The sequence below is a fragment of the Nostoc sp. UIC 10630 genome, from assembly GCF_010747425.1.
GTDB lineage: Bacteria > Cyanobacteriota > Cyanobacteriia > Cyanobacteriales > Nostocaceae > Nostoc.
Window position 1 is genome coordinate 1 of record NZ_JAAGOG010000202.1, and the last position, 13,654, is coordinate 13,654.

At 40.2% G+C, this 13,654-nt stretch carries 14 protein-coding genes; 4 read left to right on the forward strand and 10 right to left on the reverse strand.

What is annotated here, in order from left to right:
- On the forward strand, nucleotides 1-291 hold a 291-nt coding region (locus tag G1O98_RS31160; RefSeq protein ID WP_163936485.1), incomplete at its 5' end, for a LuxR C-terminal-related transcriptional regulator.
- A 340-nt stretch (nucleotides 292-631) separates the two neighbouring features.
- Here G1O98_RS31160 and G1O98_RS31165 read toward each other — a convergent pair.
- Complete coding sequence (locus tag G1O98_RS31165) at nucleotides 632-802, reverse strand: hypothetical protein (RefSeq protein WP_163936488.1); 171 nt, start codon at nucleotides 800-802, stop codon at nucleotides 632-634.
- Between the two features lie 287 nt (nucleotides 803-1,089).
- Here G1O98_RS31165 and G1O98_RS31170 point away from each other — a divergent pair, with 287 nt between their 5' ends.
- Nucleotides 1,090-4,170, forward strand: coding sequence for an NACHT domain-containing protein (locus tag G1O98_RS31170; RefSeq protein WP_163936492.1), 3,081 nt, complete (start codon nucleotides 1,090-1,092; stop codon nucleotides 4,168-4,170).
- 10 nt (nucleotides 4,171-4,180) lie between these two features.
- Here the strand turns inward: G1O98_RS31170 and G1O98_RS31175 are convergent, their stop codons facing one another.
- The 3 genes from G1O98_RS31175 to G1O98_RS31185 all read right to left on the reverse strand — a co-directional run bounded on the left by G1O98_RS31175 (nucleotide 4,181) and on the right by G1O98_RS31185 (nucleotide 5,056).
- Nucleotides 4,181-4,321, reverse strand: coding sequence for a hypothetical protein (locus tag G1O98_RS31175; protein ID WP_163936495.1), 141 nt, complete (start codon nucleotides 4,319-4,321; stop codon nucleotides 4,181-4,183).
- A gap of 166 nt (nucleotides 4,322-4,487) precedes the next feature.
- On the reverse strand, nucleotides 4,488-4,610 hold the full coding sequence (locus G1O98_RS40930) for a hypothetical protein (RefSeq protein WP_275941812.1): 123 nt from the start codon (nucleotides 4,608-4,610) through the stop codon (nucleotides 4,488-4,490).
- A gap of 242 nt (nucleotides 4,611-4,852) precedes the next feature.
- On the reverse strand, nucleotides 4,853-5,056 hold the full coding sequence (locus G1O98_RS31185) for a hypothetical protein (protein WP_163936498.1): 204 nt from the start codon (nucleotides 5,054-5,056) through the stop codon (nucleotides 4,853-4,855).
- Here G1O98_RS31185 and G1O98_RS31190 point away from each other — a divergent pair.
- Nucleotides 5,055-6,047 (forward strand): tyrosine-type recombinase/integrase, encoded by a 993-nt coding sequence (locus G1O98_RS31190; RefSeq protein WP_163936501.1) that lies wholly within the window; start codon nucleotides 5,055-5,057, stop codon nucleotides 6,045-6,047. The two genes, G1O98_RS31185 and G1O98_RS31190, sit on opposite strands and share 2 nt — an antisense overlap.
- A gap of 169 nt (nucleotides 6,048-6,216) precedes the next feature.
- Here G1O98_RS31190 and G1O98_RS31195 read toward each other — a convergent pair whose 3' ends face one another.
- The 6 genes from G1O98_RS31195 to G1O98_RS31220 all read right to left on the reverse strand — a co-directional run bounded on the left by G1O98_RS31195 (nucleotide 6,217) and on the right by G1O98_RS31220 (nucleotide 10,415).
- Nucleotides 6,217-7,392 carry a hypothetical protein gene (locus tag G1O98_RS31195; RefSeq protein ID WP_163936504.1) on the reverse strand — a complete coding sequence of 392 codons (1,176 nt, stop codon included), beginning with the start codon at nucleotides 7,390-7,392 and terminating at the stop codon, nucleotides 6,217-6,219.
- A complete protein-coding gene (locus G1O98_RS31200; RefSeq protein WP_163936508.1) occupies nucleotides 7,389-8,120 on the reverse strand; it encodes a hypothetical protein in 732 nt (243 codons plus the stop codon). The genes G1O98_RS31195 and G1O98_RS31200 overlap by 4 nt, the downstream gene beginning before the upstream one ends.
- A 162-nt stretch (nucleotides 8,121-8,282) precedes the next feature.
- Nucleotides 8,283-8,726, reverse strand: coding sequence for a type II toxin-antitoxin system VapC family toxin (locus tag G1O98_RS31205; RefSeq protein ID WP_163936511.1), 444 nt, complete (start codon nucleotides 8,724-8,726; stop codon nucleotides 8,283-8,285).
- Nucleotides 8,726-9,016 (reverse strand): DUF2281 domain-containing protein, encoded by a 291-nt coding sequence (locus tag G1O98_RS31210; protein WP_163936514.1) that lies wholly within the window; start codon nucleotides 9,014-9,016, stop codon nucleotides 8,726-8,728. Before G1O98_RS31210 ends, G1O98_RS31205 begins: the two co-directional genes overlap by 1 nt.
- Nucleotides 9,017-9,432: 416 nt before the next feature.
- Nucleotides 9,433-9,825, reverse strand: coding sequence for a hypothetical protein (locus G1O98_RS31215; protein ID WP_163936517.1), 393 nt, complete (start codon nucleotides 9,823-9,825; stop codon nucleotides 9,433-9,435).
- Entirely contained in the window at nucleotides 9,822-10,415 is a 594-nt protein-coding gene (locus G1O98_RS31220; protein ID WP_163936520.1) for a ParA family protein, read from the reverse strand. Before G1O98_RS31220 ends, G1O98_RS31215 begins: the two co-directional genes overlap by 4 nt.
- A gap of 435 nt (nucleotides 10,416-10,850) precedes the next feature.
- Here G1O98_RS31220 and G1O98_RS31225 point away from each other — a divergent pair, with 435 nt between their 5' ends.
- On the forward strand, nucleotides 10,851-12,992 hold the full coding sequence (locus G1O98_RS31225; protein WP_163936523.1) for an endonuclease: 2,142 nt from the start codon (nucleotides 10,851-10,853) through the stop codon (nucleotides 12,990-12,992).
- Nucleotides 12,993-13,654 lie beyond the last annotated feature (662 nt).

Consider the following 13,654-nt stretch of genomic DNA (forward strand, 5'->3'; position numbering starts at 1 on the left):
CTGGCTAAAAAACTGTTAAAAAACCTTGATAAAAATAGATATATTGACCCTAGTTTTGCTGACAAAAACTTGCTTGAATCTCCCACCGAACGACAAATACAAGTCCTGCGTTTACTGGCTCAGGGTTTAGGTTTTGAACAGATTGCCAAAGAAATGTTTCTCTCTGTTAGTACAGTCAAACGTTATGCCAGTGATTTGTACAGTAAATGGCACGTCAAGAACAGTTATGAGGCTATCAAAAGAGGGGCGATGCTGGGTTATATTGACTATAACTTGATTGTGAATGAATGATTTATCGGTGAGGAAACGGAAGGTATTAAGTCGGGTATTGGTGGGGTTTATTTTTGTACAAAATCTCTATATCCCTAACTAGCCCAATCCCTGCTGCAATACCTCCAACGCACCGTCAGAACATCGGCAATCATACAGGAGATACAGCCCAACTTTGAGGTAAAGGGTCAACGGTTCAGTTCTCTGGAATTGAAGCGACTGTTTAATAAGTTGGTTGAGAACAGTCTGGGCGTCTGGCTGGATGCAAATACTATCGAAATTACCCCAAATCAGACAGACCTAGAGGACAGACAGAATTAGACAGAAACCTTATGGAACAACGGACAGACCAGACAGACATCTAGACAGAAACTAGACAGCAGACATTAGCCCTCGGTTCATCACCGGGGTTTTCTGTTGGTGGCTTGAGCCAGAACTGCTGAAGAAGGCTCTCTTCCCCCAGGCGCTCGTCTACCTCTTGCCTAAAGTCGGCGTTCGCGGAGCGTCGTAGCCAAGCGTTTATGACTTGCAATTTCCATTAAATTTTTCTCTTAGAAATAGTCAATCAACTTAAAGCGTTAAAATTCTGGAATTGTTCATGGTATATCTGTATCCAAAAAGGAATTTATATACAGCACCCGCCATGCCCCCCAGGACTTCTCCGGTCAAAACCTGAGAGTTCCATCAGAGCTATGCACATTAGTATCGCGGACGACCTCAAGAAACGATGTCATGCCGCTTGCGTCCTACAGGGACTGAAGATGAACCAAGTTGTAGCAAAAATAATCGGGTAATAGTTGCAGTGAGCTAATGAAATTTATGAGACTAATTCAATATATTAAAAAATTAAAGTCTGCAAAAAATAGTTTAAAGCAGCAACGATTATATGTACTTGTGTTTACACTAACTCTGTGGTTTGTGCTTTCTACCTCAGCAATCCCCAGCTATTCTCAATCTCCTACCCCTACACCTCGTCCTGTAATCGAACAGAAGGTTCGTGAACTAGCTAAGAGTGATGTAGAAAACGATATTCCAAGACGAAATGACTATGCTGTTAAGCGGTTCGGTAAAAAATCCCCAAATTTAAAAGATGATGAAATTTTGGAAATATATGATAGTGAGTACACCAAACAATCAGAAGCAAAAAAGAATAACTTATGGGAACAACTGAAGCCTGAAACGGGGTGGTCGGTTGCTATAGTTTTATTCTTTATTTTAATTTTTAAAGATACTTTAACTACATGGGTTAGCCAAAGTTTTGAGTTTATAGGAAATCAACTCTATAGCAAATTATCAGGAAGCTCATGGCTGCGTGGTACTGCACTCAAACGCTACAGAAAAGAAATTCAGGAGAAATATGAGAAATTAAAAATCTCATTCCGTCCTAACAGACCTTTAAAGCTAAAGGATATATACGTTCCACTAAAAGTTACAGGTACTAACGACACTGATTTAATTGATGCCTTTCAAGCTGTAGCTAAGTATAGCCGCCTTATGGTAAAAGGCTCTCCTGGCTCTGGTAAGACAATACTGTTGAAATATATCGCTTTTTGCTACGCTGAAGGTCGTTGGGCAGATTTGTTTAATAAATTTCAATGTGTACCAGTTCTAGTAGAGCTACATCGATTCAGTAATAAAGAATTGATAGTAGAGCAGCAATTGGTTGAAGCCTTTGCGCGGGATGGTTTTCCTAATGCTCAATCTTTTGTATCCCAAAGTTTAGATAAAAACAAGCTGTTGCTGCTATTGGACGGTTTTGATGAGGTGAGCAGTAATGAACGTCAACGGGTAGTTGAACTAATTAATGATTTCTTAGATACACATCAAGACTGCCCTGTTATTATTACTTGCCGTACTGCTGTTTATAGGGGGGAATTTAATGATTTCATAAAGCAGACGCTAGAAATTGTTGAGTTCAACGACCAACAGATTCGTGATTTTTTAGTTCCGTGGAAGTCAGATATGCCACCAGATAAATCTGTTGAGCAACTTATGCAAACGTTGCATAGCCGACCGCGAATTATATCTCTGGCACGGAATCCGCTAATGCTTACTATCATTGCCTATCTTTATGCCGATACTCCTGTTGAACTACCCCGTTCAAGAGCAGAGTTTTATCGAAAAGCAATAGATATTTTATTAGAACAATGGCATCAAGAACGCAACCAATTCCAAGCGCGTGATAAAAAACTTATACTTCAACACTTAGCACTTTTCTTTCAAGACAATGCTAACGAACAAAGGGAAGACCGTCGCAGCTTAGATTGGCGAACAGTTGAAGATGAAATAACAAGCATACTCCCCAACTTCAATCTTCAACCTGACTGTACCAGACCCATTCTGTCGGAAATTGTAGAACGTAATGGTTTACTACTGAAGATTGATGGCGGTGAACGTTACCAGTTCGCACACTTAACCTTACAGGAGTTTTTCGCAGCAAGTCAATTACGAGAGAAAGAGGGGGATTTAATTAGTCGTTTTAAAGCTGATCCTGATGCTTGGCGTGAAACTCTAAAACTCTGGTGTGGAATAGCTGGAGATAGTACTAATTTAATTAGAGAAGTACGCACAGTAGATCCAGTTGTTGCGTTTGAATGCTTGGCTGATGTTCAAAAAATTGATTCGACATTGGCTGATAAAATTATCAATAGCTTTAAATCACAACTAGGAGCTAATAATAGCGAAGATATAGTAAATCATGCCTTTGCTTCTGTTGCTGCGGATGACAGAAGGCGTACAGATGTGTTCACTTTCTTAAAAGAAACCCTTGAGAATACAAGTGAAACAGATGCTCGTTGCAAGGCAGCCGCAAACGTTTTATCTCTAACTAACTTACCTCCGGCAGCAACATTATTAACTAAACAGTATATAAATTTAGATAATATAGAATTTCGTCAAATACTAGATCAGTCCTTGATACGTATGGGCGATATAGCTGTGCCTGAAATCGAGAAAGCTGTAACCAGTAATTCTGTTAATCAGGTTATGGATGTTCTAGTGGGTATTGCTACCCCCAGTGCGTTACAAGCTTTAGTTAATTTTCTTTGGAGTGAAGATGAGAATCGAGCGTTACGTGCTGCATTGCTTTTGGCTTCTTTAATCCAAGAAGAAAAACATAAAGATTTGCTAAATGCTTGTAAACTTCATGAACGTTATTCTCGACAAGACAGTTTTGATTGGATAGTTAAGCCTTATAGAGCAGAGCATAATCTTCATATAATTCTACAACAAATAGTTTTCTGTATAAGCAAAAAACTAAAAGACCCAGTTGAGGTAATAGATCAGCTATATCTTCGAGATTTAGATCAAAAACTCATTATACCTATCTGTTTTATTCAAGCCTTAGAGAAAACAGAATTCCAGGATTCCCTAAAGAAACTAGAATTAAATGATTTCATCAAGGATTATGAAAATTATATTCAGAACCTTAGTGGACGTGTTGAAGAGTCTATTTTTGAGTATCTAATTTCTAATTTAGTTCCAACTTATCTTATTAATCTTGTCATATATTTCCAACTTAAACAGTTAGAGTATGGCACGAGCAAAACAGTTCTCAGCAAACAATTTAAATCAGATTGGCAAACTCTGAGCCTTTATGTAACTCCCTCAACCAATTTTCAATCCGCTGAAAATTATTTTAATTACTTTTCGCTTTTTACTCGAAAAATTTTCAGTTATTTTAATAATAAAAATAGTTATATGAAATTAAGATTGAATTGGAATAAATTGATGGATAAAACAATTTATGATCAAATGCAAGTTTATAATAATAAACATAAGAAAAAGTTTATAATAAGTTATGAAAACAAACCTGAATATTGGAATATTGGATTTGATTTTTACCAAAAAAAATGGAAAGGAAAGGTAATAATTAATAAAAAACTAGCACGTCCCCACTAATTATAGTTTGTCAACCACTTACACCACGATTAGCTAGAATAAATAGCTCTGCTACCTTTGAGACTTGTTCGTTGTTAATTTTCGATACCTGGCACTGCCAACCTAGTAGTGGCATTTGTCCTGGTGAAACTCGTTCAGCTTTTAGGGTCATTCAGAGGATGAATAAGCCAATTATCCTTGTAGCACCAAATATGCTTATCCATATTTTTTGACGACAGGATTTGTACTAATCCTGAAGGGGTAATACTGGGATGGGTTTTCTCCAGTCCCACGATGCAGCCAGCGATCAATCTGCAACAAAATGCCTTAATTAAGATTTATTCACCCGAATCCTTCAACATACCCGTCAATAATTCCGACATTTCCCACAGGTCTTTATTGCGGTTGTCATCATAAATCATCAGCGTTCGCGGGTCAGCATGACGGCTCAACTTCTGCACCTTTCTGATATTCTCATCCGTCGCATCGAGCGCTGCCGTAATCGCCTTTAGCCTTACCCTGTGCGGTGACATTTGACTGCATAGGGAAGGATTGATATCAATATTGATATCAATGCCCCACAAAGAGCGATGGCGTAACCACAGCGATCGGGACTCTCCTGAGTGAGCTTAGGGTAAAACAACAATCTCCAGACTCATACAGCATTATTACTTAGTCAAATCGTCAGCGCTTACACTTTCATCTAATTTAATTTCTCTTCATCGCCCTCAACAACTGTCAACAAACTGACAATAACTCCCCAACCTCCTTCCCCAGCCTTACTGCGAGATAGTGCGACAATAGAATTTTTCGCACCACTTAGAGTAAAAAACACCCCTGAACAATTAAGATGTTGAAATAGCATTAAACCGACGCTGCTCCCCTGGCTGTCTGCTGACAAACCCATGAACCCCATTCATCCTGAAAATCTTAGTGTTTTGGAGAACTCGCTGGCGTTAGCGATCGGTGAGGATTTTTCTTTAGAGAATGACCCCGATGTAATAGGGCAGTTGATTGGTGATAAGCGATCGCCCAACACCAAGCGCGAATACCAAAAAGATTTAAGAGATTTCTTCCTGTTTGTCGTTAAGAAAGAACCCAGCCGGGATTTGGTTCTAGAGTTTCTTCACCTAGAACAGCGTCACGCCGTTGCTGTGGTTTTGAAGTACAAGGCGCACCTGATTAAGAAAAAACTGGCTGAAGCTACGGTGAATCGTCGCCTTAGTGCTATCAAGTCAATGGTTGAGATGGGGCGACGGCTGGGAGTCTGCAATTTCTCCCTGGATGATGTCAAAGGGGAGAAGGTCGAAACCTACCGTGACACAATGGGCATTCCAGCCGAGGACTATGCCCTAGTCATAGCCTTAGTTGACCGCAGTACCCTTAAGGGTAAGCGCGATTATGCCATTATGCGGTTACTTTGGGATAATGGCTTGCGTCGTCAGGAGATAGTCAATCTAAATGTGCATGACTTCAACGCCAAAGAGAAAACTCTTGCAATCCTAGGTAAAGGCAAGGGTAGCCAGAAGGAAGTTCTTGACCTATCGGAAAGAACCACCGACGCAATCGCCAGTTGGATCAAAGCCAGTAAGAAGAAACGTAGCAATGAACCGCTTTTCACCGTCTTGGCTTACCACAAGAATGGAGCGAGATTAACTGGGGAGGCAATCAGGCGATTGGTAGATGGGCTTTGCAAGCAAGCCGGAATTACTAAGAAGATGTCACCGCATCGTGTCCGCCACAGTGCGATTACTACAGTATTGGATCTGAACAATGGCAACTACCGTGCTACTCAGCGATTCAGCAGACACGCCCAAGTGCAAACGGTATTGAAATATGATGATAACCGCCAGCGTTTACAAAAGCAGATGAGCGACTCGATATCAGAACTTATTTAGAAACAGGGGTGGAGTTTAGCCGTATCCAGAAAAGCAAATGTCATTTTGTTCCGGCTAATGACTATTATCACTGATTAAAAGTGCCATTTGATACTGTACCGTAATCTGTTGATATTTCTAGGTTAGAACGCAAAATAATGCGTTGAATGATTGTTTAGAGTGCTTTAAATTACCTTTTAAGCTTGGTCACTTGCCATGCTATTTCACGACCTATACGACCTGCACGATTAAAACGAAATGCCTCATATTCAAAACTATCTTGATTCTTAGTTACAACTGACTTAGACAAACCTAATAAATCTGCCACTTGACTTGTTGTGAGAGATGTTTTCTGAATAGCAGCTTTCTCTAGAATCTCAAATTGCTCTGAAAGACTGGTTTCTAGCTGTGGTATGTTGCTCTTAGGCTGAATAGTCTTCGATTGAAGAGAATTACTTTGAGATAAACCAAGAAGCTGAGATAAAGAGTTAGTGAAAGATGAGGCTACTTTCAAGCTGGAGACAATTAAATACAGCACAAAACGCTGTGTAGTAAGCTGAACTAAACCATAACTTACAATAGGAAGCTGCTGATTATTGTTAAACCTACGGTCTGGGCCTCCATCACGTCGGACAAACTTCCAAGTCTGACCAATCACAGTTGCATCTTGAGGTAAAGCCTCATGTTCTGTATATTGTAAATCGTCATTAACTACTTTTAGCTCATTATATGCAATAGTGCTATAGACACCATTTTGAAATACAAAGATTAAATCTGGAAAAAAATACAGTTTAATGCTACCACTATCAATACCCCATACATTTATATTTGTTTTTATCAGATTGGGAATTATCTGACCAACTCTGGATGTCTGTCGCACTATGATTGATTGTGAGCCTGCATTTCGTTTCCAATCTTCTATAGCTATTTGTGATTTTAATCTCCACACACGTTTGCTAGACGATAAACTCTGTAACGTTTCACTAAAATAATTAAATTTTTGCTTTGAATATTCATCATCAAATTCATAAATTAATGGGGTAGTTTTACGAATAATGTCTTGCCTAAAAACTAAATAACTAGCAATAATTCCTGGTATTAAAAATATGAGAAATATTGGTGAGGTAAAACTTAAGAAAAAACATAATAGTGTAGGCACACCAATAAAAATAGAGTAATAAGGGCTTGTTACCCTCTTATTAATCTGGTCAATAATTTCTGCTGCTGATCTATCAATAACAATTTCATAATCTTCTTCTTGGTGTTCCTGTGTGTATCCACTGGCTTGCTTTTGCTGGTATCGTGTACCTTGCTGTCCAACTTTTACTACTGTATCAACAGGAATTTTCCTTGAGTTATTCGTCATTTTGATATTTCCTCTAGTGTAGATTTAGTTGGTACAGGCTTATCTCCTAGTTCTGCCTTATGTTGAACAACTACAACTGACACTATACCTAAGAACAGCAGTATTACTGGAAGAACAATTAAGGGCAAGTCCTTTTTATTAATTTTATTAGAATAATTAGAGTTTTTAGTGGCAGCTTTATTTGGAGAAATAATCTGATAAAGCAAATTGGTAAATATTTGCAAATCATCCTCATTAGTAATTAGATAAATTCTACTGGATTCAATAATCCTGGATTGTTTAACATGATTTACTAATTTGGGATCTGGTGAGCTAGGACGATACCCTTTCCAATCATAGATACTACTTTTGTAAAAATGTTCATAATCACTAGTTTTGAAAATTATTGCTTCGTCTTTGTCAGCAATAATAAAATGGCTTACATTATGCTCTTCTCCAGCTTCAAACAGCCTGTGAATGTAGTAGAGAGTTTGTGCAATTACCTTAGATGCGACATCCAAGCTCTTAAAATTGACTGAATACTTAAATTCAAATAAAACATTGTTAACAGTTAAATCATGCCATTTAGCAGTCTTCACTGGTAATGAGAATTGTCTAATATAAGCACTTTTAACTTCTTCTTCATTTTCGGCTTCTAGCAAGGTTTTACTAAAACTAAAATTTTGTTGAACTTCCCATTTCTGTTTATGTTCAGCTATCTTGTTTGATTGTTGTTCCCAGATACTCATCACAAAGATTCTCGCTAGCTTAGATTTGAAGTTTTATTTTTATTTATTGTGCGTTTGAGATTCTATTTTCTAACCTATTTTATAATTCCCAACGGATGGAGAAACTAACAATCACTGTGCGCTCACACTTCCTGAAATTTACAACTGGGATAAGAAGTGGGTTTACAGCCAAGATTCAGTAGATAACGCCCTTACTTCCTGAATACGCTGAAAGTCACTGTCGGCTGACACAATGGTAAGACCGTGTTGTAGAGCTACAGCAGCAATCCAGAGGTCATTTTCATCAAAACCTAAATCAGTGATTTTCGTTTTTCTCCGCTTGCTTTTCTCTTTCGGTGCAAATTGATTGAATAAAGCGGCTTTCAGTTGCCCGTAGATAGTAGCAGTAAATCCATCAACGTTGTGGATGTATATACCCGTTAGAAAACGGTCAATGAGGGCTAAGTTACTTTCCTTGCGTTGAGAACGTTCTGCCATGTCTATCAGTTCCCCTTGAACGATGGCGCAGGTTGTAATCACAGAATTTTCCACCTCCGCAAGGCGACGAAGCACATTGGCATTACCAAGAATTGCTTGACTACAGTGATTTGTATCTAACAAGTACATTATTCAAAGGGGTTGTCGTAATCAAATTTGGCTTTGCCGCGAGTGGCATAAACTAGCTCAAGACACTCTTGTAAATCATCGCCTGACCATTGACCAATCGTTTTCAAGTGTTCTAAGAGTGAGCGACCTGTGGAATTAACTTCAGTGTGAGTAGTGGATTCTGCTACTTCTGGCGGGGTCTGTGTTTGGGTTTCCTTTGTTTTCAGAAAGCGTAAAAAGTCTAGCGTTTCAGCCAAAATGGTATCTGGGGAGGACTCAATTTCTTGGAGAAGCAGTTCTTTGATAGTCATATTAGGTATGTCCTCTACTGGAGCGAAGATCCAGGTATAGCTGCATCAGTCTTTTTCATTATCGCAATAGTTTCTTTTACTGTTACTACACTACGTTCCAGGCATTCAGTCAGGAGTCAGCTTAATTCAGAATTTCACCTTGGCGTAAATTCACCAATTAGTAAATCTATATTTTCACCTTGCACCTACACTACGTTCCAGGCATTCAGTCAGGAGTCAGCTTAATTCAGAATTTCACCTTGGCGTAAATTCACCAATTAGTAAATCTATATTTTCACCTTGCACCTACACTACGTTCCAGGCATTCAGTTAGGAGTCAGTCTAATTCAGAATTTCGCCTTGGCGTAAATTCGTCAATTAGTAAATCTATATTTTCACCTTGCACCTACACTACGTTCCAGGCATTCAGTCAGGAGTCAGTCTAATTCAGAATTTCGCCTTGGCGTAAATTCGCCAATTAGTGAATCTATATTTTCACCTTGCTGCCATTTCACCCATACAGCCATGAGAAAATCTACCAATTCGCTTTTATCAATCTCTATGCCACGTCTTTTTAGTTTGAGTAACTCTTCCTCTACATCTAAATCTGTTGAGCGTTTCACATAATAGGTGCGCCCAATCCAAGCATCATCAGACCGCTTTCCAGTTGCAGGTCTGCCACGTTTACGGGGTTCATCTTGAGTTGGTGCTGGCACAAGTGGTGTTGGAGTCTGTGTCACGTCACTCTCTGTGGTTGCTTCTAACGGTTGTTCTGGTTCCTCTTTGGTTTCAAATAACTTTTTAAAAGGGCTAGGTTTAGGGTTGCTCATGACAATATCTCCTTACCCACCTCTTGATACTCTCGCCATGCTATTTTGCTGCTGCGGTCTTTTACTTGGTAAACTGGCAGCCCCTCCAATGCCGCTTTTTCATAAACAGCAAATCGTCTAATCCCATGTTGAAATAGTGGTATTCCCTCTGCCGACAATGCTTCCCGTGCCTGCTGTCCGGTTAAGCGGGGGGCTGGGGGAATGATTGTGAGCAACACACGATAGCGATCGCTGCCTAATGATTTAAGTGCGCCTACAGTCTGCAACAGCGCATCCATCGCTAAAGCATCAGGGGTAGTAGGCAAAATTAATAAATTACACCCATCTGCGAGTGCTTCTAAATCTTCGTGGCTTGGCCTAGCTGCTGTGTCTATAACTACATGGTCAAAATTACGGCTGTGCATAGGAGCTTGTAGTAAATCCACAACTTTAAAGGGTAATGCTCCTCGCTTTGCCCATCCTGTAGCACTATGGTTTGGGTCGCCATCAACTAGCAAGGTGCTGCCTAGCTGAGATAGAAAGCAAGCAATGTGGATGGCGCTTGTCGTTTTAGCTACGCCACCCTTGAAACTAGCAAGGGTGATAATCACTCCATGTACTCCAGTAAATGCTGCTAGTTTACCCTTTAAATAACGAAAATTTGTATTTCTTTATTTCTAGAATGTTAACTTGGCGACAATATAATATTTCACCAATTCAAAAATCTAAAATCTCCTAAGTAGCATCTGTCAGTGCCCGATTCCCAAACAGTTCAAGTTACCCACGCGGAAAAACACTTTGATTTTAGATGCCGTTATCACCTGAATTTTATAAGTTTCAAAAAGATAGGTAATTAAAACCAGGGAAACCTTTGTATCATCTACTACAACAGTTGTTAATTTTTTGAAAAATCTCTATCAATACCAGGATATGTATCAAAAAACTTATCTGGCATAATGTATCGGCCTCCCTAGTTGTCTACTCAACTACAGAGACAGATCCCTGAAAGACCAGCCACTTTTACTCCTTGAAAGCCCATTTGCAATATGGTTATTACCTATCAGTTAATTCAAGAAACCACAGCGCGGTACAAACAGCGTCACCAAGAGCGTGAAGAACACCTGAGTGAGTTGGAAGCTGGGAATTTACTTAATGTAGATACTCCAGAGCGAGTCAGAAAGAGACTTGAACGAATCGCCAACCATCCTCTGGCTGTTAGAACGATGGCTGAGGAAAGCCAACCTGAAGTCGCTGGGGTTAAAATTCTATCCCCAGAAAATTTCAATCGTCTCGTCCAGGAACGCATTCTCGGTCAAAACGATCTAATGAGCGTGAGTTACCTAGAGTATGGATTGAGCGTCTCCCGTTCTATCGGTCGCATTCTCATCCGTAATAACAGCAACCGCCTTGTTGGCTATGGCACGGGCTTCATGGTTTCTCCTCGCCTCCTACTGACTAACAACCATGTCCTGTCAAATGCCCAGCAAGCAGGTTTTAGCCTGATAGAGTTCAATTACCAAAGCGGTGTGGGAGGGCAAATGCTCCAGTCCTACACCTATGAACTCGATCCTGCCACCTTCTTTCTTACCGATAAGCTTCTTGATTTCAGTTTAGTCGCAGTCAAAGATAATTCTAGTGGACAGCCTCTTCTAGCGACTTTTGGCTGGAATCGCTTGATAGAAGAGGAAGGCAAGGTTATTCTAGGAGAGTATGTCAACATCATTCAACACCCGTCTGGGCAACCGAAGCAACTAGCACTGCGGGAAAATCGGCTAGTCGATCTCTTCGATGATTTCCTTCACTATAAGACAGATACAGCGCCTGGATCTTCTGGGTCTCCTGTCTTCAACGATCAGTGGGAAGTAGTCGGGCTACACCACTCAGGTGTTCCCCAAAAAGATGAGCAGGGCAGAATCCTAGCAATTGACGGCCAAGTGTGGACTTCGGAATTGGGAGAGGATAGAATTGCCTGGGAAGCCAATGAAGGCATTCGCATCAGCCGCATCGTAAAGCATGTCTTGCAGCACAACCTATCTCTAACACAGCGCCGTCTGAGAGATGAGATGTTTAATCAGATCCCACTTTCCCCAGAAGCAATCAAGGAAGAAACACCTAAAATTAGTCCCAAATTGCCTAATATTGCTAGTGACGGCAGCGTTACTTGGACAATTCCGCTTCTATTAAGCGTGCGTTTGGGAGAAGTAGCTACGCCCTCTGTTCCTGTTTCTGTGCCTCAACCAGATAACCTGTCATCCAAACCCACAGATAGTAGCCGCCAAGACGATGCCCAGTGGGATATTGAAAGTGACCCGGAACTGGCTAAAGAGCTACAAATTCTAGAACAAGCCCGTCGCGGAACAATTCCCTACTACGATGAAGTTGCTGATCGCACTGAGCAAGAGAATTATTATGGCAATCTAATTGACACAGTTTCATCACTCAACTCACGGGAGTTGTTCAAGCAATTAAAGGATCTGCTCCGCACTACTCATACCAAGCTACTATCTTACAAGCCACGAGTGTATCTCTATCCTTGGGTAGATATACAGCCCGATCTCAAAATTCGCAGCATCTATTCCCAGTTGGAATTCGAGCCTGAGCAGATCATCCGGGAAGATTTACAAATTGAGCAGGAGCGAACTGCTAGGTTACAGGAGTTAGTGCGCTCTGAATCCCTCGGTAGGACTTTTCAACTAAGCGAACAGCTTGATCTACTGGAAGCAGAGTTGGCTTACAACTGTGAACACGTTGTGCCACAATCTTGGTTTCAAAAAAGAGAACCGATGCGGGGAGACCTACACCACTTATTTGCCTGCGAGTCCGTGTGTAACAGTTTCCGGGGCAACACTCCGTTTTATGACTTTCCTGATTTTGAAGTTGAGGAAACAATCCGCACTAACTGTGGCAAGTCTGAAGGGAAAAAATTTGAGCCTGGCAATGGGAAGGGAGAGGTGGCGCGAGCAACTCTTTACTTCTTACTGCGATATCCTGGGCAAATTGACAATAGTAGTAATGAGTACGAAGCCCAACGCCTTGAGACTCTACTGAAATGGCACCAAGATTACCCTGTCAATGAACACGAAAAACATCGAAATATGGCTATCTATAAAAAGCAGGGCAATCGCAATCCTTTTATCGACTTCCCGGAATGGGCAGACAAAATTGAATTCCGCTTGGGTCTTGGGTAACTATTATGAAAATATTACGAATCTTACTTGGCGTTAGTCTTAAATTACGTGTATAGGGGGGAAAGTAACAAGGGCAGAGAAACCTGAATAGCTATAGTTTGGTCTAACCCCAATCATCGTTTTGTCTAGCTTTGGAGAATGATCTACTGGTTAATACAGTCTTCACAAGTTTTTTTTGGCAACAATTTATATTGACGAAAATATAAATTGTTGCCAATATGTATTTTCAAAAAATCGTATTTTCGCCAATTCAAAATAAAAAGCAGTATACCTTATTACCTAAGTTTCACGATTGCATGAGCGATCGCCTACAAAAAGCAGATGCAAAAATACCCTAAAAAACATCAAAGTAAGAAACTTGCCTCTCTTAGTTTCTTACTTTGATTACTACAGCCTGCGTATATCAGTACTTTCGAGAGCCAATGCTGTTCACTGTTCTTGCGAAGTCGCTCCTCGCCATAACCTTTATCGACAGCGACTTTAGACAAGTCAATCAATTCCATTTTTACTCAATTTTTTTCAGCACCCAATTTCATAAGTAACTTCATTATTATTATTGAATAGGCATCGATTAAAATCTATGTTAGAGGATGTTTGAAAAGTCGGAAAAGGTGTAAAAAAGCTCTCTCAGTATAAGCTGTGAATAGATAATAAACAGCACC

What these genes read in the sequence shown, in the direction of transcription:
- G1O98_RS31190 (WP_163936501.1), top strand. Translation starts at nt 5,055, where the DNA reads ATGAACCCCATTCATCCTGAAAATCTTAGTGTTTTGGAGAACTCGCTG.
- G1O98_RS31185 (WP_163936498.1), bottom strand. Translation starts at nt 5,056, where the DNA reads ATGGGTTTGTCAGCAGACAGCCAGGGGAGCAGCGTCGGTTTAATGCTA.
- G1O98_RS31215 (WP_163936517.1), bottom strand. Translation starts at nt 9,825, where the DNA reads ATGAGCAACCCTAAACCTAGCCCTTTTAAAAAGTTATTTGAAACCAAA.
- G1O98_RS31210 (WP_163936514.1), bottom strand. Translation starts at nt 9,016, where the DNA reads ATGACTATCAAAGAACTGCTTCTCCAAGAAATTGAGTCCTCCCCAGAT.
- G1O98_RS31175 (WP_163936495.1), bottom strand. Translation starts at nt 4,321, where the DNA reads ATGACCCTAAAAGCTGAACGAGTTTCACCAGGACAAATGCCACTACTA.
- G1O98_RS31225 (WP_163936523.1), top strand. Translation starts at nt 10,851, where the DNA reads ATGGTTATTACCTATCAGTTAATTCAAGAAACCACAGCGCGGTACAAA.
- G1O98_RS31195 (WP_163936504.1), bottom strand. Translation starts at nt 7,392, where the DNA reads ATGACGAATAACTCAAGGAAAATTCCTGTTGATACAGTAGTAAAAGTT.
- G1O98_RS31205 (WP_163936511.1), bottom strand. Translation starts at nt 8,726, where the DNA reads ATGTACTTGTTAGATACAAATCACTGTAGTCAAGCAATTCTTGGTAAT.
- G1O98_RS31170 (WP_163936492.1), top strand. Translation starts at nt 1,090, where the DNA reads ATGAGACTAATTCAATATATTAAAAAATTAAAGTCTGCAAAAAATAGT.
- G1O98_RS31200 (WP_163936508.1), bottom strand. Translation starts at nt 8,120, where the DNA reads ATGAGTATCTGGGAACAACAATCAAACAAGATAGCTGAACATAAACAG.